At 72.3% G+C, this 19,748-nt stretch carries 18 protein-coding genes; 5 read left to right on the top strand and 13 right to left on the bottom strand.

The annotated features are described in order from the left end of the window. Positions 1 to 131 precede the first annotated feature (131 nt). The 7 genes from AWQ70_RS20470 to AWQ70_RS20440 all read right to left on the bottom strand — a co-directional run bounded on the left by AWQ70_RS20470 (position 132) and on the right by AWQ70_RS20440 (position 7,939). On the bottom strand, positions 132 to 1,583 hold the full coding sequence (locus tag AWQ70_RS20470; protein WP_245647063.1) for a DUF2079 domain-containing protein: 1,452 nt from the start codon (positions 1,581 to 1,583) through the stop codon (positions 132 to 134). Positions 1,584 to 1,588: 5 nt separating this feature from the next. Then, entirely contained in the window at positions 1,589 to 3,637 is a 2,049-nt protein-coding gene (locus tag AWQ70_RS41350) for a S9 family peptidase (protein WP_245647062.1), read from the bottom strand. A 62-nt stretch (positions 3,638 to 3,699) separates the two neighbouring features. After that, complete coding sequence (locus AWQ70_RS20460; protein ID WP_067178580.1) at positions 3,700 to 4,443, bottom strand: type 2 periplasmic-binding domain-containing protein; 744 nt, start codon at positions 4,441 to 4,443, stop codon at positions 3,700 to 3,702. 176 nt (positions 4,444 to 4,619) lie between these two features. Further along, complete coding sequence (locus AWQ70_RS20455; protein WP_067178579.1) at positions 4,620 to 5,516, bottom strand: amino acid ABC transporter permease; 897 nt, start codon at positions 5,514 to 5,516, stop codon at positions 4,620 to 4,622. After that, the gene (locus AWQ70_RS20450) at positions 5,513 to 6,181 is read right to left on the bottom strand and encodes an amino acid ABC transporter permease (protein WP_067178578.1); all 669 of its coding nucleotides are present in this window, start codon (positions 6,179 to 6,181) and stop codon (positions 5,513 to 5,515) included. The genes AWQ70_RS20455 and AWQ70_RS20450 overlap by 4 nt, the downstream gene beginning before the upstream one ends. An 81-nt stretch (positions 6,182 to 6,262) precedes the next feature. Further along, positions 6,263 to 7,123, bottom strand: a complete 861-nt coding sequence (locus AWQ70_RS20445; RefSeq protein ID WP_067178577.1) for a glutamate ABC transporter substrate-binding protein — start codon at positions 7,121 to 7,123, stop codon at positions 6,263 to 6,265. A gap of 60 nt (positions 7,124 to 7,183) precedes the next feature. Continuing rightward, positions 7,184 to 7,939, bottom strand: coding sequence for an amino acid ABC transporter ATP-binding protein (locus AWQ70_RS20440; protein ID WP_067178576.1), 756 nt, complete (start codon positions 7,937 to 7,939; stop codon positions 7,184 to 7,186). Between the two features lie 225 nt (positions 7,940 to 8,164). Between AWQ70_RS20440 and AWQ70_RS20435 the strand changes: the two genes are divergently transcribed. Then, complete coding sequence (locus AWQ70_RS20435; RefSeq protein WP_067178575.1) at positions 8,165 to 8,809, top strand: hypothetical protein; 645 nt, start codon at positions 8,165 to 8,167, stop codon at positions 8,807 to 8,809. Between the two features lie 9 nt (positions 8,810 to 8,818). Here the strand turns inward: AWQ70_RS20435 and AWQ70_RS20430 are convergent, their stop codons facing one another. The 4 genes from AWQ70_RS20430 to AWQ70_RS20415 form a co-directional block, all read right to left on the bottom strand. Next, on the bottom strand, positions 8,819 to 9,469 hold the full coding sequence (locus AWQ70_RS20430; RefSeq protein WP_084517476.1) for a response regulator transcription factor: 651 nt from the start codon (positions 9,467 to 9,469) through the stop codon (positions 8,819 to 8,821). Next, positions 9,441 to 11,558: a sensor histidine kinase gene (locus AWQ70_RS20425; RefSeq protein ID WP_067178574.1), complete on the bottom strand. Its 2,118-nt coding sequence runs from the start codon at positions 11,556 to 11,558 to the stop codon at positions 9,441 to 9,443. Before AWQ70_RS20425 ends, AWQ70_RS20430 begins: the two co-directional genes overlap by 29 nt. Before the next feature lie 97 nt (positions 11,559 to 11,655). Beyond that, positions 11,656 to 12,294 (bottom strand): GOLPH3/VPS74 family protein, encoded by a 639-nt coding sequence (locus AWQ70_RS20420; RefSeq protein ID WP_084517474.1) that lies wholly within the window; start codon positions 12,292 to 12,294, stop codon positions 11,656 to 11,658. Next, the gene (locus AWQ70_RS20415; RefSeq protein ID WP_067178670.1) at positions 12,291 to 13,697 is read right to left on the bottom strand and encodes an APC family permease; all 1,407 of its coding nucleotides are present in this window, start codon (positions 13,695 to 13,697) and stop codon (positions 12,291 to 12,293) included. Before AWQ70_RS20415 ends, AWQ70_RS20420 begins: the two co-directional genes overlap by 4 nt. A gap of 500 nt (positions 13,698 to 14,197) precedes the next feature. Between AWQ70_RS20415 and miaB the strand changes: the two genes are divergently transcribed. Then, positions 14,198 to 15,685, top strand: a complete 1,488-nt coding sequence (gene miaB / locus AWQ70_RS20410; RefSeq protein WP_067178573.1) for a tRNA (N6-isopentenyl adenosine(37)-C2)-methylthiotransferase MiaB — start codon at positions 14,198 to 14,200, stop codon at positions 15,683 to 15,685. A gap of 153 nt (positions 15,686 to 15,838) precedes the next feature. On the opposite strand, the gene AWQ70_RS20405 is transcribed toward miaB, so the two are convergent. Continuing rightward, positions 15,839 to 16,192 (bottom strand): hypothetical protein, encoded by a 354-nt coding sequence (locus AWQ70_RS20405; protein ID WP_067178572.1) that lies wholly within the window; start codon positions 16,190 to 16,192, stop codon positions 15,839 to 15,841. Between the two features lie 531 nt (positions 16,193 to 16,723). Between AWQ70_RS20405 and AWQ70_RS20400 the strand changes: the two genes are divergently transcribed. From AWQ70_RS20400 to AWQ70_RS20390, 3 genes are all read left to right on the top strand, one after another. Further along, the gene (locus AWQ70_RS20400; protein WP_157530204.1) at positions 16,724 to 16,915 is read left to right on the top strand and encodes a hypothetical protein; all 192 of its coding nucleotides are present in this window, start codon (positions 16,724 to 16,726) and stop codon (positions 16,913 to 16,915) included. Between the two features lie 284 nt (positions 16,916 to 17,199). Then, positions 17,200 to 17,781, top strand: coding sequence for a hypothetical protein (locus tag AWQ70_RS20395; RefSeq protein ID WP_157530203.1), 582 nt, complete (start codon positions 17,200 to 17,202; stop codon positions 17,779 to 17,781). Positions 17,782 to 17,864: 83 nt separating this feature from the next. Then, positions 17,865 to 18,659 carry a class III extradiol ring-cleavage dioxygenase family protein gene (locus AWQ70_RS20390; protein WP_067178569.1) on the top strand — a complete coding sequence of 265 codons (795 nt, stop codon included), beginning with the start codon at positions 17,865 to 17,867 and terminating at the stop codon, positions 18,657 to 18,659. 29 nt (positions 18,660 to 18,688) lie between these two features. On the opposite strand, the gene AWQ70_RS20385 is transcribed toward AWQ70_RS20390, so the two are convergent. Beyond that, complete coding sequence (locus AWQ70_RS20385; RefSeq protein ID WP_067178568.1) at positions 18,689 to 19,612, bottom strand: ribonuclease Z; 924 nt, start codon at positions 19,610 to 19,612, stop codon at positions 18,689 to 18,691. Between the last annotated feature and the right edge of the window lie 136 nt (positions 19,613 to 19,748).

The raw sequence follows: 19,748 nt of genomic DNA, 5'->3' as shown, positions 1-19,748 counted from the left end.
TCCTGTCACGGCCCAGCAGAATGTGGTCCTGTCATGGGGAGCCGGGCACGGTCCTGTCACGGCCGAGCGAAAAGCGGTCCTGCCACGGCCGAGCCGGCGGTCCTGTCATGGCCGAACGGAATGCGGTGCTGTCATGGCCGGGCGAGGTCGGGTGGCCTCGCGTCCGGGGCCGCGCGCAGCACCACGTAGCCGTCGCGGTCGTACACGACCTGGTAGCCGTTCCGGCGCAACAGGTCCACACGTGCGCGCTGTTCGTCGAGCCCGGTGAACGGGAACGTCTTCCTGCCCGTGTCGGCGACCACCCAGGGCGCCCAGCGCGGGCGCCGGTCCCACAGCAGTACCCGCGTACGCCCGGTGAGCGCGGGACCGACGTAGTTGGCCGCCTCCACCAGCACCCCGTCCGGTACGGCGGCGGCCGCCCCGGAGGCGGCCTGGACGCGGTTCCCGGGGGTGAGCAACCGCCCGTACGCGAAGAACGGCACGAGAGCGACGGCGACCACCAGCAGCGACGCGGCCAGCGGCACCTTCCGCGTGACGAGCCGGGTCCGGGCGATGCCGTCGGCCGCCGCGCAGAAGAGCACCACGACGACGAACGCGTTGTAGTGGTACTCCGTTCCCCACCAGTTCGGGAACGAGCTCGCCAGCATCCGGGCGGCGAGCGGCGGCACCGCGATCAGCGTCAGCGGCGAGAGCAGGCACAGGAAGAGCACCATCACGCCGAGGAGGGCGACCGTCGCGGCCTTCTCGGGCGGGGTGACCAGCAGCGCCAGCGCCTCCCACGGGTGCGTCAGCGCCCGTACGGCGGCGCCGCGCAGGTCGGGCCCGAGCGACCCGTAGGCCCAGTAGTAGTCGGCCCGGCCGCCGAAGGCCGGGATGAGCACCCGGGTCGTGACCATCACCGCGGCGAGACCGCCGGCCACCAGCGCCAGCCCCGCACGCGGGCGGCGGACGGCGAGCAGGAACATGCCGTACCCGGCGACGACCAACCCCATGTCCTCCTTGACGCACAGGAGGAGCACGCCGGCCAGCACCGCCTGTCTCGTGCGGCCCGCGTCGTGGCGTTCGATCATCCAGGCGGTCAGCGCGGGCGCGAAGGCCACTTCGTGGAAGTCGAAGACCACCGCCTCGGCGATCGGCCAGGACAGCGCGTACGCGCCCGCGACCAGGTGGGCGGCGGCCGAGCCCAGCCGCCGCCGGGTGAACAACCACAGCGGCGGGATCGCGGCGGCCAGCAGCACCCCTTGGAGGACGAGCAGCGTCCCGGGGCCGTCGTGCAGCCAGTAGAAGGGCGCCAGCGAGGCCAGGATCGGCGACCAGTGGTCGCCGAGGACAGAGAAGTCCGGCCCGAAGTCGTTGTGGACGCCCTTCGCGAGTGAAACCGGCAGCCCGAAACGCGAGTAGGACCGGACCGCCTGGTCGAAGATGACCAGGTCGTAGGTGCCCAGGCGGAAGGCGTGCAGGCGGATCAGGCCCGCGGCAGAGTAGAGCACCGCGGCGGCGGCCGTGATCGCGCCCAGGACCGCGGCCGTACGGCTCACGCGGGGGCGGCGACCGGCCGCCCTCCACGGGATCGTCGTCCTCACCGGGGTCAGGCCGCCCCGCCGCTGAATATCTGCAGGTAGAAGGAGAGCTCGGCGGCCAGGGCGGTCGCCTTGGTCTCCTGGCGGCGGAAGCCGTGCGACTCGCCCTCGAAGGCGAGGTAGGTGCAGGGCACGCCGCGGGCCGACAGCGCGTCGGCGAACGCCTCGGACTGCGCCGGAGGCACCACCGGGTCCGCCAGCCCCTGCATCAGCAGCATCGGGCAGTCGATCTCGCCTGCCCGCGCCAGAGGTTCGCGGGAGCCGTACAGCGTCTCGGGGCCGACGAGCCAGTCCATGTAGCGGGACTCGAAGTCGTGTGTGGCGGCGGCGAGCGGGGCGAGGGCGCTGACCCCGGCGATCGACACGCCTCCGGCGAAGACGTCGGAGGCGCAGCAGGACGCCATCACGGTCCAGCCGCCCGCGCTGCCTCCCCTGATCGCGATGCGCGCCGCGTCGGCCAGGCGCTCCGCCGCGAGCCACCGCGCCGCCGCGACGGCGTCTTCGACGTCGGTGACGCCCCACTGCCCGCGCAGGCGCTCCCGGTAGGCGCGGCCGTACCCGGTCGAGCCGCCGTAGTTCAGATCGAGCACGCCGATGCCCCGGCTGGTGAAGAACGCCTTCTCCAGGCTGAGCTCGGTCGTCGCGTGTCCCGTCGGACCGCCGTGCACGAAGACGACGTACGGCGCGGCCGCCGCCCCCGACACCCCGGGGCCGGACGGCGGGTACAGGAAACCGTGAACGGGGCGGCCGTGGCCGCTCTCGATCTCGACGGCCCGCGGCGTGGGGAGGTAGGCGGGGTCGGGCAGCTCGGCGGTGTCGCCGCACAACAACTCCATCCGGCCGCTGCCGCCGTCGATCCGGACGACCGCCCTGGGCAGGTGCGGGCCGTACGCGATCCCGGCGACGGTGCGGCCGTCGCCGGCCAGCGCGGGGATCCAGCCGCTGTAGGGGACCTCCACGTCGGAGGGCGTCCCCGCCGCCGGATCGAGGAGGCCGAGCCGCAGGTCGCCGCGCCCGTGCAGCACCGCGAGCCGGCCGTCGCCGAGCGGCTGGTACGGCCGGCCGCCGAGCTGCCACAGCGGCCCGGCGAATTCCTCGTCGGCCGGGTGGAGGGCGCGGCGGGAGCCGTCGAGGAGGCCCGCCTGGTAGAGGTTCCACCAGCCCGACCGGTCGGAGACGAAGTAGAGCGTGTGGTCGTCACGCCAGCACGGCGCCAGCACCGACTCGTCGGCGCCGCCCGCGATCGTCACGGTGTGGCCGTTGGAGATCCGGGTCACCCGCAGCTCGGTGCCGGTCCACGGCATGGCCGGATGGTCCCAGCAGATGTAGGCGAGGTGCCGCCCGTCGGGGGAGAGCGTGGGGAAGGCGTAGAAGTCGTTTCCGCTCACCCGCTCGACGATCCCCTCCGCGGCGGCGGGCGGTTCCGGCGTTCCGGGCGCGTGCGGGCCGCTGGAGAGGGGACCCGTCCCGTCGGAACGCCGGGGCTCCGTCCGGCTGGACCGGCCGGGACGGTCCGTGGAGCCGGGATGGTCGACGAAGCCGGAACGGTCGTTCTCCACGGCGGGGAGGTGGTCGGCGAGGGGCAGGGAGATGATGGAGCGGCCGACCCGGCCGTCGTCGTGATGGCGCTCGCGCACGCACCACAGCTCGGGTCCGTCCGGCCCCTCGTGGACGAGCAGGTCGGCGTAGCGCAGCGCGCACGCCCGGTCGGGCTCCGGCGTCAGCGGCCGGGGCTCCGCCCCGGCGGCGGCGAGGTAGAGCCGCTGGTCGCGGTGGTGGGAGAAGACGATCCCGACCCCCGGCACGACGGCGTAGGAGCGCCCGCCGTACTCGTGGACACGGGTGCGCGCGTCCCACGGCGCGGGCAGCAACTCGTGCAGGACGCCCTCGGCGTCGCGGTGGACGACGGTGCGCCGACCGCCCTCCGCCGGCCGGTCCTCCTCCCACCACAGGTCCTCGCCCAGCACGGTGGGGAAGCCGAGGGACAGCCCCGACCGGGCGACGTCGGTGGTCGAGATCGGTGACGACCAGGCGGCATGCGGCATGGCGGGGGACATGGCCCCATCCTGCCGGAAGGAGGGTGACCGCGTCCGCCCGCCCCGACGATCTGTGGAAAGCCCTACCGCGCGCTCACGTCGAGGGGTGGAGGGCTGGTGTAGCGGGCGGCGAGCACGCCGAGATAGCGGATCACCGCCCGGTTCCAGGAGCCGTCGTCGAACATCCGCCGCAGCGCGGCGTCGATCTCCTCCCGGGTCCCGCCCGTACGGACGCCGATGCCGTACCGGTGGACGGCGATCGAGCGGCCGCAGAGCCGGAACCGGCCGGGGTACTGCGCGTCGAGCCCGACCAGGACGGGCGCGTCGGCCACGATGGCGTCGATCGTCCCCTTGGCCAGCAGCGGAGCGCACGCGGCCGGGACGTTCGCCTCCGCGAGGAAGGCGGCCTTCCACGCGGGACCGAACCTGCGTACCAGCGGCGCGGCGTCCGCGACGGTGCCGCACACGCGCCGTCGCCGCAGGTCCTTCGGCCCGGCGATGCTCAGGTCGCGGGCGCGGACCAGGAGGTCGGAGCCGGTCACGAGGTACGGCCCGGCGGCGTCGGGAGCGTCCGTCGTGCCGACGACCATGTCGGCGCCGGCGAGATCGCCCGTGTACGCGATCTGCCCGAGGCTGTAGCCGAGTTCGCGCGCCACATATCGGGCGACGGCGATGTCGAAGCCGGTGTAGCCGTTCTCGGGGAGCCGGACGACCAGCCCGGGATATCCGACGCGCACGCCGACGACGAGGACGCCGCCCTTTCCGCACGCGGTGAGGGAGGCGCACACCAGGGAAAGGCCCGCCAACAGGGCCGCGACGCGCCGCACGAGCCCAAGGATCCGGGCGTGCGACGCCCAAGGCCAAGCAGCGACACGACAAGGAACCGGAAAGACCTCGCCGCCGGCCGCTCACCCTCCCGAGCCGCCCCGGCGCCACTTCGTCGGCGGCGTGACCGGTCGGACCGGTGGGGGGACCGGTCGCCGCAGGCGGTCCGACGTCCGGCTCAGGCCACCGCGCCGACTCCGCCGGCCCCGGTGGAGTCGGGCTCGCCGACGAATCCGGGCGGGGCGATCGGGGTCGCCGCCGTACGGGTGCTGCGCCTGGTGCGCTTCTCCAGCCAGGTGGCGAGCGCGCTGAGCGACATGTTGAGCCCGACGTAGATCACGCCGATGACGATCGCGGCCGGGATGAGCGACCCGAAGTACACCGCCGGGATGATCTTGAACCCCATGTTGAGCAGGTCCACGTACGCGATGATGTAGCCGAGCGCGGTGTCCTTGAGCAGCACGACGAGCTGGCTCACGATGGCCGGCATCATCGCGGTGACCGCCTGGGGCAGCAGGACCAGCCGCATCATCTGGCTCTTGCGCAGCCCGATCGCCTGCGCCGCCTCCGCCTGACCGATCGGCACCGCGCGCACCCCGGCCCGGACGATCTCGGCCAGCACGGACCCGTTGTACAGCGTGAGCCCGGTCACGAGCGCGATCAGCGTGTAGTCGCCGCTGCCGAACACGCTCGGCGCGAGGAAGAACAGGAAGAAGATCAGCAGCAGCAGCGGGATCGCGCGGAACGTCTCGACGACCGCGCCCGCGACGCCGCGGACCCACCGGTGGTCGGAGAGCCGGGCGAGGCCGAAGACAGCGCCGAAGATCAGCGCGCACACCGCGCTGATGCCGGCCGCCTTCAGAGTGCCGAGCAGCCCGGGGATGATGTACTCGGTCCAGGTGGAGCCTTCGAGGAACGGCTTCCAGAGCTCGCCCTCCCACTGTCCCTTCGCGTCGAACCTGGCGTACACGAAGTACACGGCGGCGACCAGGACGACCACGGACACCGCGGTCAGGATCGCGTTGCGCACCCGGGCGCGGGGACCCGGGGCGTCGAAGAGGACTCCTGCGCTCATCGGGCCACCGCCAGCCTCGACGCCAGGCGGTTGGTGAGGAACCCGACCGGCAGCGTCACGACCATGAACGCGATGACCAGCCCGATGAAGATCGGGATGGACACGCCCGTGTCGTCGAAGGTGTCCCTCATGACGAAGGCCGATTCCATCAGGTAGCCTCCGGCGATCGCCACGGTGGTGTTCTTGATCATCGCGATTATCACGCTGCCCAGCGGCGCGACGACGGTGCGGAACGCCTGGGGCAGGATGATCATCCGCAGGGACTGGAAAAACGTCAGCCCGATGGCGCGCGCCGCCTCCGCCTGCCCGAGCGGCACCGTGTTGATGCCGGCGCGCAACGCCTCGCAGACGAAGGTCGCGGTGTACGCGGAGAGTCCGAAGACGACCAGCCAGAAGCTGTTGGTCCGCGGGGTCTCGGAGAAGGACAGGCCCATGGTGTCGCTCAGGCCCAGTGAGGAGAAGGCCAGCACCAGCGTCAGCGGCGTGTTCCGTACGACGTTGACGTACATGCTTCCGGCGGCGCGCAGCACCGGTGTCGGCGCCACCCGCATCGACACCAGGATCGTGCCGAGAACCAGCGCGAGGACCGCGCAGATCAGAGAGAGCTTGACGTTCTCCAGGAAGCCGGCCAGCAGGTCCGGCGCGTATTTGATCAGATCGTCCATCGTGCTCCACCGGTGGGGGAGGCCGCCGCCGGCCGGGTGTCCGGCTCGGCGGCGGCCGTTTCAGGTGTCCTCAGGACACGGTCAGGCGCAGGGCTCGAACGTCGGAGCGCCGGTGGGGGCCTTGAGCCCCTGTGCCTGGCCGAACCACTTGGTGAAAAGCTGCTGCATGGTGCCGTCCTGGTACATCTTGGTGATGGCGGCGTTGACGGCCTCGCAGGTCTTGGTGTCGCCCTTCTTCAGGCCGACGCCGTACTTCTCGTCGGTGAACGGCTGGCCGAGGATCTTGAACTTGCCCGGGGCCTGACCGGCGAACCCGGCCAGGATCAGGTCGTCGGTCGTGACGGCGTCGAGGTTGTTGCCCCCGAGCTTGCTCACGCACTCGGAGTACGTGGCCGCGCCGACGAGCTGGGCGTCGAGGTCGAGCTCGCCGTCCGGCGGCGGGTCGGTGATCCGCTTGTAGGAGTTGGAACCGGCCGCCTGGCAGATCCGCTTGCCGGCCAGGTCGGTCGGCTTGGTGACCGCGCTGTCGTCGCTGCGGACCATGACGTCCTGGTGGGCCACGACGTACGGGCCGCCGAAGGTCACCTTCTCCTTGCGGCTCTCCGTGATGGAGTAGGAGGCGAAGATGATGTCCACGGTGCCGTTGGCCAGGAACGCCTCGCGGTTGGACGACGCGGACTCCTTCCACGTGATGTCCACGTCCTTGCCTCCGGCGAGCTCCTTGACGACGTACTTGGCGACGTCGACGTCGAAGCCCTCGGGGTCGGCGCCCTTCTTCAGGCCCAGGCCGGGCTGGTCCCACTTGGTGCCGACAACCACCTTCTGTGCCTTCTGCAGCTTCTCCGCGATGCTGGAGTAGCTCTCGTCGCCCCCGCCGCAGGCCGAAAGGCTCGCGGCTGTGGCGGCGACGGCGAGAGCCGCCCAGACTCGACGTGCTCGCATAACTGCCACCTCTTCATTCCGTACGCCGAGCCGGATCGCGGCTCGGGGAGGATCGCGTGATCAGTGCGTGAGGATCTTGGAAAGGAAGTCCCTGGCCCGGTCGGTCCGAGGGTTGTCGAAGAACTCGTCGGGCTCGGCCTCTTCGACGACCTCGCCGCCGGCCATGAACACGACGCGGTTGGCGGCCCGGCGGGCGAACCCCATCTCGTGCGTGACGACCATCATCGTCATGCCGTCGCGGGCCAGGCCGGTCATGACGTCGAGCACCTCCTGGACCATCTCGGGGTCGAGCGCGGAGGTCGGCTCGTCGAAGAGGATCATCTTGGGATCCATGGCCAGCGCGCGGGCGATGGCCGTGCGCTGCTGCTGGCCTCCGGAGAGCTGGGCGGGGTACTTCGCGGCCTGCGAGGCGATGCCGACCCGTTCGAGCAACTCCATGCCGCGCTTCTCCGCCGCCTCCTTGGAGATCCTGCGGACCTTGATCGGCCCGAGCGTGACGTTCTCCAGGATCGTCTTGTGGGAGAAGAGGTTGAAGGACTGGAACACCATCCCGACGTCCGATCGGAACCGGGCCAGCGCCTTGCCCTCGGCGGGAAGCTCCTGGCCGTCGAAGGTGATCGACCCCGAGTCGATGGTCTCCAGCCGGTTGACCAGGCGGCACAGCGTGGACTTGCCGCCGCCGGACGGCCCGATGACCACGACGACCTCGCCGCGCGCGACGCTCAGGTTGATGTCCTTGAGGACATGGAGTGTGCCGAAGCTCTTGTTGACGCCTTGCAGGCTGACAAGCGGGCCGAGGTCACCAGGCTCTGTCATGGTGGACAACGTACGGGGGTCAACGTCGCCAAGTCACTAAGTCCCGGTACCGATCAGATCACAGGCTTCCGAGGGCCCCGCACGCCGGGACATTCCTCCCGGTCATCGCGGGCCCGCGGCTCATCCGTCCCGGGACGGGGCCGCGCTTCCCTGGATCCGCCGCGACCGCCCTGTCGGCGAGCGGCCGGAGACCCGTGAAGGAGCTGTGGAAGTGGTGATTCACCGATGTTGAGAGAACCGGATCTGTTCCGGAGGAACGTCGCCGGGGCCGCGATGCTGGCCTGGCCGGTGCTGGAGTTCCTGGCGTTCCTCACCTCGCCGCCGGGCGCGGCCCACGAGCCGGCCGTGTTCGCCGGTCGGCCGGCGCAGGTGCAGGTGAGCGCCCTGCTCTTCCAATGGGGCACGATCGCCATGATCCCCGCGATCCTCGGGCTCGCGCACCTGCTGCGCGCCCGGATGCCGCGGACCGGGAACGTCGGCGCCGCGATCGGGCTGGCCGGCGCGGCCAGCGCGGTCGCGCTCTTCACGACCGACTTCTACGACCTCGCCCTGGCCCAGACCGTCCCGGCCGAGCAGGCCGTACGCGTGACGGAGGCGGCGGGCGCGCTCGGCGGCTTCGTCTACGGCACGCTGCTGCCGGGCTTCCTCGCGCACGTGGGCGTGCTCACGCTGATGACGGGCCTGGCCCTCGCCAAGGCGGGGCCGTGGTGGTTGCCCCCGGTGACGCTGATGGGCGTCGTGGGGCCGTTCCTGACCATGGGCCAGGCGCCGTACGTGCAGGCGATCGGGGCGCTGTTCCAGCTCGCCGCGTTCGGCTGGGTGGGCGTCAGGGTGCTGCGCATGCCGATCGCCGCCTGGCGGGCCGCCTGAGTCCTCCCGTCAGCCGCCGAGGCCGGACTCCCTGGCCAGGATGATCGCCCCGGCCCGGTCCGCGACCCCCAGCTTGGTGAAGATGCTCGACACGTGGTTGCGCACCGTCTTCTGGCTCAGGCTGAGCCGGGCCGCGATCTGCGGGTTGGTCAGATGGGAGGCGATCATGCCCAGGATCTCCCGCTCCCGCCGGGTCAGCTCGGGGAAGCGCTCCTCCCCGCCCGCCCCGGCCGTTCCCCGGGAGAAGTAGTCCGTCAGCCGGGCCGCGAGGGCGGGGCCGAAGATGGCCTCGCCCTCGGCGACGGCCTGGATCGAGCGGACCAGCTCGGCCCGCCGCGCCCCCTTGAGCACGTAGCCCCTGGCCCCGGCGCGTACGGCGGCCAGCACCGAGTCGTCGTCGTGGGACATGCTGAGCACGAGGACCCGCACGTGGGGATGGTCCCGCACGATCCGCTCGGTGGCCGCGACGCCGCCCATGCCGGGCATCGCGAGATCCATCAGCACGACGTCGGGCTGCGTCCCGGACACGAGGGCCACGGCCTGCTCGCCGCTGGCGGCCTCGTCGGCCACCTCCACGTCCTCCACCGCCCGCAGCAGCGCGCGCAGCCCGGCGCGGAACGCGGCGTGGTCGTCAACGAGCAGCACGCGGATCGGCTTCATCGCTCTCCGATTCTCCTTCCGTCGCCTCCCGGTGTCCCGGGCCGGCTCCTCCGGCGCCGAGGGGCAGCTCGGCCCGCACCCGGGTGCCGCCCTCGGCACGCGGTTCGATCACGCACGACCCGCCCAGCTCGGCCGCCCGCTCCCGCATCGACGCCGTCCCCACGCCCGCGCCGACGCCGACGCCCGCTCCCGCCGGCGCGCCGGCCTCCGGGGCCGACGCGGCCCGCCCGTCGTCGGTGACCTCCAGGACCAGGCTCCCGCCGGCCACGGACAGGCGCACCCGCGCGTGCGCGGCCCCGGAGTGGCCGCGCACGTTGGCCAGCGCCTCCACGGCGATCCGGAACGCGGCGACCTCCACCGCTGCGGGCAGGGCGGGCAGCTCTCCGGCGGACTCCACCCGCACGTCCAGCCGCGCCCCCACGCTCCCGGGCACGCCGGCGACGTGCGAGCGGATCGCGCCGAGGAGGCCGAGGGTGTCGAGAGCGGGCGGCCGCAGCCCGTCCACCAGCGTGCGGACGTCCGCCATGGCGGCCTGCGCGTCGCCCATGATCTCCTCCAGCATCGCCTTCGCCGCCGCGTCCGAGACGAGGTCCTGTACGGCCTCCGCCCGCATGGTGAGCGCGGCCAGCGTGGGGCCGAGGCCGTCGTGGAGGTCCCGGCGGAGCCTGCGGCGCTCCTCCTCCCTGGCGATGACCAGGCGCTCGCGTGACCGGCGCAGGTCGGCGGACAGCCGTACGGAGTGGACGGCGACGCCCGTCTGCCTGGCCAGGTCGGCGAGTACGCGGCGGTCCCTGGCGCCGAACCCGCTCTCTCCGGGCCTCGGGGACAGGACCAGCTCGCCGACGGGCTCGTTGTGATAGACGAGCGGGAGCCGTACGGGATCGGGGGCGGGTGCGCCGTGCGCGTGCGACGGGCCGCCGGCCACCTCCACCGCGACGTGCGGCAGCCGCAGCGCCTCGGCCACGGAGCGGGCCACCGCCGCCAGCACGGCCGACGGCTCCGCCGTCTCCTCCAGCCGCCTGCCCAGCAGCGCGAGCGCGGCGTACGGATCGTCGCGCCTGCCGTACATGACCAGGTTGATGGAGCGCTGGACGCGGTCCCGCAGCGGCGCGAAGACCAGCGCGACCACCCCGGCGGCCACGATCGAGACCGGCAGCGCGCCCTCGGAGCGGAAGATCGCGCCGAGGTAGGCGACCGTCAGGACGTACCCGCCGACGACGCATCCGGAGAGCAGGAGGTACACGAACGTGCGGTTGATGACCAGGTCGATGTCGAGCAGCCTGTGCTGGAGCACGGCCACGCCGACCGAGACCGGCACGAGAACGGCGCCCAGCGTCCCCACCAGCTCCCAGATCGTGCTGCTCGCCGGCCAGACGAGTCCCGGTACGTCGTCGGTGAGCCCGGCGATCAGGCGGGCGACGACGATGAGCCCGGCCAGCCCGGCCGCGTACACCAGCCACTTGAGCTGGTCGCGCTCCCGCCGTCCGGCCCGCCTGGTGCGGCGGAGGAGGTCGATCGCGCCGGCGACGAAGAGGACGCCGCAGAGCACCGTCATGAACGGGTCGACGGCCCGGGAGAGGTCCGCCAGCGCGGGCACGCCGAGCGGGTTGACCACGGCCGTGCCGAGCCCCGCCTGGTCGTTGGGGCCGGGTCGTACGGCGCTCAGCGCCATCGAGGCCAGGGCGACCACGACCAGGGCGCGGAGCGGCGGCCGCCAGCGCGGCGAGGGGAGCCGTCCGGCGGGGAAGAAGAGCGGGATCGCGGCGATCGTGAGGTTGGCCGGGACCCACAGCCAGGTCTGCGGCCAGGCCGCGGCCCGGGCGAGCGGCGCTCCGGCGCCCCGCGCGTAGATCGCGTACTGGCCGAAGGCGTCGAGGAGGGCGAAGCACAGGCCGCCGGCCGCCATGACGAGGCCGATCGTGTTGCCCGGCCGCCGCGCGCCGATGAGCCCGCCCACGACGCCGTACGCGGCGACGAAGAGCAGGTGGCTCTGGGAGAGCGGTCCCATCCCGTTGTGTACGCCCAGGACGAGGGCCGCGGTGACCAGCAGGAGTGTGACCGCGCAGACGGGCCATGCCGCACGCCGCACGTGACCTCCCTGATCGCCCCTTCAGAGTAGCGACGATCCTGCCAGGAAGAATGGGACATTGTCCCTGTTCGAGGGGGATTGTCCTGGGTCGGCGGGGTCAGCGGTAGAGGGCGATCGCGTTCTCGGTGATGAGGGTCTCGACGACGCCGATGACCTCGTTGACCGGACGCGGGTACTCCCGGGCGATGGCGCGCAGGCGGCCGACGAGCTGGCCGGACGGCTGGGCGAGGTGGAGCGCCCCCTCCAGCCGCAGCACGCCCACCAGGCCGCACAGCGCGGCGCACCGCGCGTCCGCCTGCTCGCCGGTCTCGGCCGCGCCCCGCACCCCGGCGCGAGCCCGTACGACGGGGGCGATGTCGGCGGGCTGGTATCGGGTCTGCGCCATCACGCCCATGCGGCGCCGGGTCACCTTGGTGAGGACGCCCGCGGCGACCAGGCCGCCGCAGGCGCGGTCGTAGACGTCCTCGGCCACCTTCTTGATCCAGAACCTGGTGTCCCGGTTGTCGCGATCCTTGAGGATCACCGGGACGAGGCTGTCGGCGATCATGTCGCCGATCGGGCTGCGGTCGTACACCGCGAGCCGGCCCTGGGTGATGTCCAGGCGACCGCTCAGGGCCAGGTCGAGCAGCACCGCGCCCGCCAGTCCGACGCTCAGCGAGGACAGGTGGACCAGCGGCTTCCCGGTCTGGTCGTGGGCGATCAGATAGAGGTCGTGATAGAGCGGCGGCCGGTTCATCGCTGCTCCTCCATCACGTGCTCGCCCGTCGCGGCCAGGCCGGCCGGCGCCGGCCGGCGTCCCCTGAGGTACAGGACGAGCAGCACCACGGCGCCGATGGCGAGCCAGATCAGGCCCACCTTCTGGGCCAGGATGTTGGCGTTCACGACGACGAAGATCAGGATCGCCATGCCGATGAGCGGCATGACCAGGTGCGCCCAGTAGTCGGTCGACTTGCGGCGGACCACATAGTGCGTGATCACCGAGATGTGCAGCACGATGAAGGCGATCAGCGCGCCCATGTTGATCAGGCTGCTGAGCAGGTCCACGCCGTCGGCGCGGTTCGACATCCACAGGCCGAGGACGATGGACAGCGCGGCGACGAAGAGGATGGCGTTGGTCGGCACCGAATGCTTGACCGACACCTTGGCCAGGAAGGACGGGAGCTGCCGGTCGCGCGCCATGGCGTAGAGGAGCCGGGACACGGCCACCTGCGCCACCATCGTGTCGGCGAGGCCCCAGGAGACGGCCGTCGCGGTGGACGTGAGGTGCGCGAGCCAGCTTCCTCCGGCCACCTCCGCCGTGTCGTAGAAGGCGGTGCCCGCCTGGTCGCCGTTGGCCAGCAGGCCGGCCGGGTCGGGGACCAGCAGCGCGGCGACCCACACCTGGACGATGAACAGCACGCCGGCCAGGATCAGCGCCAGCCGCATGGCCTTGCCGACCTGCGCGGAGCCGCCCTTGGCCTCCTCGACCAGCATGCTGATGCCGTCGAACCCGAGGAAGGACAGGACGGCGACGGAGACCGCGCCGAACACGACGGGCCAGGAGAACGTGTCCGGGTTGAACAGCGGCGTGAGGCTGAACCCGCGGCCCTTGCCCTGCATGAGCGCCCAGACGCCCGCCGCGAGGAACAGGCCCAGCACGACCAGTTCGACCGTGATCAGCGCCTTGGTGAGCGAGATGGTCATCCGGATGCCGCGCATGTTGATGACCGTGTTGACCACCACGAAGAAGACCAGCCACACCGCGACCGGCACCGCCGGAACGGAGGCGTTCATGGCGATCGACGCCACCAGGTAAAGCAGGCCCGGGGCGAGGATGTAGTCGAGCAGGATCGCCCATCCCGTCATGAAACCGATGGGGGCGGCGATGCCGCGACCGGCGTAGTTGTAGACCGATCCGGACAGCGGGAACGCCTTGACCATCTGCGCGTAGGAGGCCGCCGTGAACAGCAGCGCGACCATCCCGATGGCGTACGTGAGGGCGGGCATCCCCTTGGAGATGTGGAATACGTTGCCGAAAATCGCGAACGGCGCGATCGGCACCATGAAGATCAGACCGTAGAACACCAGGTCGCTCAGCCCGATGCGGCGGCGTAATTCCTGCCGGTATCCGAACTGCTCGACATTCTCCTGGGGCTGCACCACAGCCTCCTCATATCGTCATTTCTCAATGCGTGAGGGAAATGTGACCAAAATGGTGCCAACCCGTAATGGGTGTCATCTTCTGGCCCAAAGTCGTTCGGAGATCTTCTCGTAGCGCCATGACCGGTCGCAAGGGGCAGGTGACCAAGATCCCGAATCGGGCGGCGCGCCCGTGACTGCGGTCAATGCGGCCGGATGCCGCGCCGCGCGACCGGGGTGAATGCGACCCGGTTACACGCCGCGCGAATCGAGGGGAATGAGGCGCGCTTCGCCGTTCACCCGGGCTCGCTTGGGGCGCCGCCGGGACGCGGGCCCGGCGGGCGGGAGTCGCGCAAAGGGGGAGGGGCCGGAAACGGGCCGCACATGATCCTTTGACCGCCTGTTTCCGGCCATTGTCGGGCCGCCGTCGGGCCGCGCGGATTGGAGCGCCGTCGTCCCGTCCGGGACGGGCCGGTGGAGGCGTTCCGGGGTCGCCGAAGCGCCTACCCTTGTTGGTTGAGATGACTGTCACCGAAGCAGGCGCCCGCACGTACGAGGTACGGACCTATGGGTGCCAGATGAACGTGCACGACTCCGAGCGCCTGTCCGGGCTGCTGGAGGACGCCGGATACGTCCGCGCCCCCGAGGGGGAGACGGCGGACGTCGTCGTGTTCAACACCTGCGCCGTGCGGGAGAACGCGGACAACCGGCTCTACGGCAACCTCGGGCACCTGCGGCCGATCAAGATGGCCCGGGAGGGCATGCAGATCGCCGTCGGCGGCTGCCTCGCCCAGAAGGACCAGGGCGAGATCGTCCGCAAGGCCCCGTGGGTGGACGTCGTCTTCGGCACGCACAACATCGGCTCGCTCCCGGTGCTGCTGGAGCGCGCCCGCGTCGCCCACGAGGCGCAGGTCGAGATCAAGGACTCGCTGGAGACCTTCCCCTCGACGCTGCCGACCAGGCGCGAGTCGCCCTACGCGGCCTGGGTCGCCATCTCCGTCGGCTGCAACAACACCTGCACGTTCTGCATCGTGCCGTCGCTGCGCGGCAAGGAGAAGGACCGCAGGCCCGGTGACATCCTGAACGAGGTCCGCACCCTCGTCGACCAGGGCGTCCTGGAGATCACGCTCCTGGGACAGAACGTCAACACCTACGGGGTCGAGTTCGGCGACCGGCTCGCGTTCGGCAAGCTGCTGCGCGCCTGCGGCGAGATCGACGGGCTGGAGCGGGTCCGCTTCACCTCGCCCCACCCGGCGGCGTTCACCGACGACGTCATCCACGCGATGGCCGAGACGCCGAACGTGATGCACCAGCTCCACATGCCCCTGCAGTCGGGGTCCGACCGGGTGCTGAAGGCCATGCGCCGGTCGTACCGGGCCGAGCGCTACCTCGGCATCATCGACCGGGTCAGGGCCGCCATGCCCGACGCCGCCATCTCGACCGACATCATCGTGGGCTTCCCCGGCGAGACCGAGGAGGACTTCCAGCAGACCCTCGACGTCGTGCGCGCGTCCCGGTTCGCCAACGCCTTCACGTTCCAGTACTCCATCCGTCCGGGCACTCCGGCGGCGACGATGGAGGACCAGGTGCCCAAGGCCGTCGTCCAGGAGCGTTACGAGCGGCTGGTGGCCCTCCAGGAGGAGATCTCCTGGGAGGAGAACAAGAAGCAGGTCGGCCGCACCCTCGAAGTGCTGATCGCCGAGGGCGAGGGCCGCAAGGACGACGCCACCCGCCGCCTGTCGGGCCGCGCCGCCGACAACCGCCTCGTGCACCTCGCGGCCGTGGACGCCCGCCCCGGCGACATGGTGACCGCCGAGGTCACCTACGCCGCCCCGCACCACCTCGTCGCCGACAAGGTCGTCTCGGTACGGCGTACGCGCGCGGGGGACGCGTGGGAGGCGCGGCAGGCCGCGCCGGACACCGGACGCGCGGTCAGCCTGGGCATGCCGACCATCGGCCGCCCCCCGGCCGCTCCCGAGTCCTCCTCGGCCTGCTCCACCCGCCCGTAACCGCGTCGCAGCGCTTCCTCCCAGGTCCGGCCGCGGCGCCGACCCGGGCCGAGGTGTCCGCCCGGCCGTGGCCGGGGGCCATGGTGGGGGGCCGCCGGATCCGCCGTGTCCTGCCCGACTCCGGAGTGATCGCCGTATGAGTGACGGGACCGGTCAGCGGCGGGGCAGGGTGAGGCTGTCGAGGAACTGGTAGCAGTAGTCCCGGCGCAGGTCGTGGAACGTGGCGCAGGGGTCGGGGACGGCGCGGTCGCGCGGTCCCGTGCGCTGGGACGGCTTGGGGGCGGGCGTCCGCCGTGCGGTCTCCGGCTTTCCGGTGTTCGAGGCGCTTCCCGCGCCCGCCGTCTTCGTGGGCGCCGTCGGCCTCGGAGGAGCGGGAGTCCGTTCCGGGGCCGCTCCTCCCGTGCCGGGGGACGTCCGCCCCGCACCGCCCCGGGAGTCCCGGACCGGCGGCGGAGGGGGGAACGGCACCGGCGCCATCCGCGCCTCCGCTCCGAGACCGTCCGACACCAGACCGCCGATTCCGCGCGCGCCTGTTCCCTGCCCGCCTGTTCTTTGCGCGTCTGAACGCCCGTCTGAACCGCGGCCGCCCGAACCGCGGCCGCCCGAACCACGGCCGTCCGAACCGCGGCCCTCTCTTGCGAGGGTGTCCATCCGCGATCCCGCGGATCCCGAGTGGCCGGTTCCGAGGTCGCCCGTCTCCAGGGGACCCGTGTCCAGACGTCCTGCTCCTGCGCGTCCTGTTCCACCGGAGGCGGAGGGGCCAAGGACGCTCACGCCGAGGCCGCCCGTTCCGGCGGCGCCGGCCCCCGAGGGAGTGACGGCGGACGGGGTAGCCGCGGGGCTGCCCGTCACGGCTCCGCCGCTGTCCACGTCGCCGGTCGCGCCGGCCCCTCCGGTCACGCCGGAGCCGTCGCCCGCCAACGGAGCGCCCCCCGGCGTGCCGTCGCGCTCCGTCCCTCGGTCTCCGCGTACGCGGCCGAGGGCGTCCGCGCCGTGTCCCGAGCCGAGCGCGCCGAGATGTGCGCCGTCCTTCGGGGCATGGCGCTCGTCGCCACTTCCCGCCGTGCCGCCGAGGACGCCGAGGACGATGCCGAACCCGGCGAGCGCGACGACGCCGCCCGCTCCTGCCAGGGCGACGCCCGTACGCCATGGGCGCCGTCGCCGCGATGGAAGGTCCCCACTGAAGTCCGCAAAATCGCGCAAGCCTGGCAAAGCATGACTCTTTCGTGATCGGCCGGTGCCGTTCCGTTACGGGGAGGCGGGACCAGTGTGGTCCACCCGTCGCGGGTACGACACCGATTCCGCGATCTCCGCTTCGATCGGGCGATCTTGCGCGGGGCCCGCCAGGCGTCGGGGGCGGGCCGATCGGATGTGACCTGGGCGATTTAAGATCATTACATGTGAAGTGATGCTATTTGAGTGATTAATGTGCGAAAGGTGGCTTCGCTGGCTAGGCTGGCCGGACCCTTCGGGAGCCTGGAGGTTTCCCCGACCAGCCGCAGGGAGTTGTCATCTTGGACAGGCACGATCGACCGCCGTACAACGAGGAGGAGCCGACCCGGCCCACCCCCGCTCCGCCGAGAGCCGCCGCCTCGGGTGGACGCGCCCGCCGTAGGACGGGCCCGGACAAGAGGGTCATCGCGGTGGCCGCGCTCGTCACGGTCCTGGCCGGCGGTGGCATCGTCTACGCGGTCGCCGGCGACCCGGAGGGAAAGAGCGGGTCCGTCCCAAGCGGCGAGACCGCCGACAGCCGCCCCACCGCCGACAGCGAGACGGGGGCGGGCGACGAGGGCGCGCCGGACGACTCCGCGCCGAGCGACGCGGGCGGGGACGCCGCCGCCTCCGATGACACGGACGCGGGCGGCGACTCGGCCGGCGGCGGTGGCGGCGGCACGTCCCCGACGGGCGGCGGCTCCGGATCGGGCACGGCGGGCACGAACGGCGGCAGGGCGCCCAGCACGAACGACGCGAAGACGTCGACCACCGGGAAGTCGCCCACCAAGCCGCCCGCCTCCGACGGGAGCGACCCGGACGCGGTCGACCGCACCGGAGGCGCCGGTGTCGTCGAACCCGGAGAGCCGGCGGCCGGTAACTGATCCGTCCTTCAGCGGACCGATGCCCGGGCCCGTGCGCTCCGGAGGAGAGCCGCGGCCGACATCGTGACGGATAGCCTGGGGCGGTGCTCGTCGCCGCCGCGGTATGCCCGCATCCGCCACTGATCGTCCCCGAGCTCGCCGGAGCGGCCGCTTCCGAGCTCGACCCACTCCGTACGGCATGCGTGGACGCGGTACGGTCCCTCGTCCGGTCCGAGCCGGACCTGATCGTCGTGCTCGGCGGGGCGGAGCGGAGCGCCTCCTTTCCCGGCGACGCGGCGGGGACGCTGCGGCCGTGGGGCGCGGACGTCCGCGTGGGCCGGGGCGCGCCCGTGCTTCCCCTGTCGCTCACGGTGGGCCGCTGGCTGCTCGACCATGCTGAGCCGCCCGAGCCCGTGCCGGCCGTCCGGTTCGAGGCCGTCGCCTTCGACGCGTCGCCCGGCGAGTGCGCGGCGATCGGCGGGAGGATCTCACGGGCGGGCGGCAGGGTGGCCGTCCTCGCGATGGGGGACGGGTCGGCGCGGCTGACGGAGAAGTCCCCGGGATATCTGCGTCCGGCGGCGGCGCCGTACGACGAGATGGTGGCCGAGGCGCTCGGGAACGTCCGGACGGACCGGCTCGCCGCCCTGGACCCGGACGAGGCCGCGGACCTGTGGGTGGCCGGGCGGGCCGCGTTCCAGGTGCTCGCCGCCGCCGCCCAGGGCGCCGGAGCACCCCAGGAGCGGCTCGGCTCCCCGTCGGCTCCGCCACCCGGGGGCGTACGCGGCGACGACGCGGGAGCACGCCCGGGTGGCGGGCTGCGCGGCGAACTGCTCTACAAGGACGCGCCCTATGGCGTCGGCTACTTCGTCGCCCGGTGGTCGCCGGCTGAGCCCGTTTAGGCGGCCGGGCGGGCACGCGCGGGAGGCGGTCAGCTCTGCCGTTTCGGCACGGGAACCCGCATCAGGTCACGGGCGAGGACGATCTCCCCGGTGAACGATTCACCCGCCTCGTCGAGGAAGCGCTGCTCGTCGTCCGCCGAATACCTCTCCGAGAAGTGGGTCAGGACGAGGCGCCGCACTCCGCACTCGGCCGCCGCCTTCCCCGCCTGGGCCGCGGTGAGATGCCCGTACTCGGAGGCCAGGGCCGACTCGGCGGACAGGAACGTGGACTCGATGACGAGCAGATCGACCCCCTCGGCGAGCGCGAACACGCCGTCGCAGAGCCGGGTGTCCATCACGAAGGCCGCGCTCTGGCCGGGGCGCGGCACGCTGCAGTCGGCGAGATGGACGGTGGAGCCGTCGGGGGCGGTCACCGTGCCGTTCCGCTGCAACTCGCCGATCAGGGGGCCGGTCACTCCGCGCCCGGCCAGCTCGGCGGGCAACATCCGCCGCCCGGCGGGCTCGTCGACGCGGTAGCCGTACGACACGACGGGATGGGAGAGCGGACGCGCGGTGAGCGTGACCGGGCCCGCCGGAAGGTGCGTGACCTCGCCGGAAACGGGACGCGCCTTGACGACCGTGGTGTCGGCGAAGGCGGAGGCGTGGCGCAGCCGCTCCCAGTACGTCTCGCCGGCGGCCGGGTACGCCGCCTGGACCGTGTGGGTGACGCGGTCTCTGGCGATCCGCTGGACGACGCCGGGGACCCCGAGGCAGTGGTCGCCGTGGAAGTGCGTGACGCAGATCCAGGTGATGTCGTGCGCGCTCACCCCGGCGTGCACCATCTGCCGCTGCGTGCCCTCGCCGGGATCGAACAGGAATCCCTCGCCGTCCCAGCGCAGGAGATAGCCGTTGTGGTTGCGCTGCCGGGTCGGCACGGCGCTGGCGGTCCCGAGGACGACGAGTTCGCGAAGCACGTCTGAAAACTATCGCGGCGCGCCGACCCCTCCCCGCGACGGCGGTTTTCCTGTGGACGCCGAACGCCGGGAGGCACGGGCCGGACTCTTCACCGGAAGCGAAAGGTCCCGGGAACCGGCACGGACCGGAAGAATG

Origin of the sequence: Microtetraspora niveoalba (assembly GCF_001570405.1) — a bacterium.
Classification (GTDB): domain Bacteria; phylum Actinomycetota; class Actinomycetes; order Streptosporangiales; family Streptosporangiaceae; genus Microtetraspora; species Microtetraspora niveoalba.
Note: the sequence above shows the minus strand (reverse complement) of the source record. Positions and strands in the feature narration are given on the sequence as shown.

What these genes read in the sequence shown, in the direction of transcription:
- AWQ70_RS41350 (WP_245647062.1), bottom strand. Translation starts at nt 3,637, where the DNA reads ATGTCCCCCGCCATGCCGCATGCCGCCTGGTCGTCACCGATCTCGACC.
- AWQ70_RS20455 (WP_067178579.1), bottom strand. Translation starts at nt 5,516, where the DNA reads ATGAGCGCAGGAGTCCTCTTCGACGCCCCGGGTCCCCGCGCCCGGGTG.
- AWQ70_RS20450 (WP_067178578.1), bottom strand. Translation starts at nt 6,181, where the DNA reads ATGGACGATCTGATCAAATACGCGCCGGACCTGCTGGCCGGCTTCCTG.
- AWQ70_RS20445 (WP_067178577.1), bottom strand. Translation starts at nt 7,123, where the DNA reads ATGCGAGCACGTCGAGTCTGGGCGGCTCTCGCCGTCGCCGCCACAGCC.
- AWQ70_RS20440 (WP_067178576.1), bottom strand. Translation starts at nt 7,939, where the DNA reads ATGACAGAGCCTGGTGACCTCGGCCCGCTTGTCAGCCTGCAAGGCGTC.
- AWQ70_RS20435 (WP_067178575.1), top strand. Translation starts at nt 8,165, where the DNA reads ATGTTGAGAGAACCGGATCTGTTCCGGAGGAACGTCGCCGGGGCCGCG.
- AWQ70_RS20430 (WP_084517476.1), bottom strand. Translation starts at nt 9,469, where the DNA reads ATGAAGCCGATCCGCGTGCTGCTCGTTGACGACCACGCCGCGTTCCGC.
- AWQ70_RS20420 (WP_084517474.1), bottom strand. Translation starts at nt 12,294, where the DNA reads ATGAACCGGCCGCCGCTCTATCACGACCTCTATCTGATCGCCCACGAC.
- miaB (WP_067178573.1), top strand. Translation starts at nt 14,198, where the DNA reads ATGACTGTCACCGAAGCAGGCGCCCGCACGTACGAGGTACGGACCTAT.
- AWQ70_RS20400 (WP_157530204.1), top strand. Translation starts at nt 16,724, where the DNA reads ATGGCGCTCGTCGCCACTTCCCGCCGTGCCGCCGAGGACGCCGAGGAC.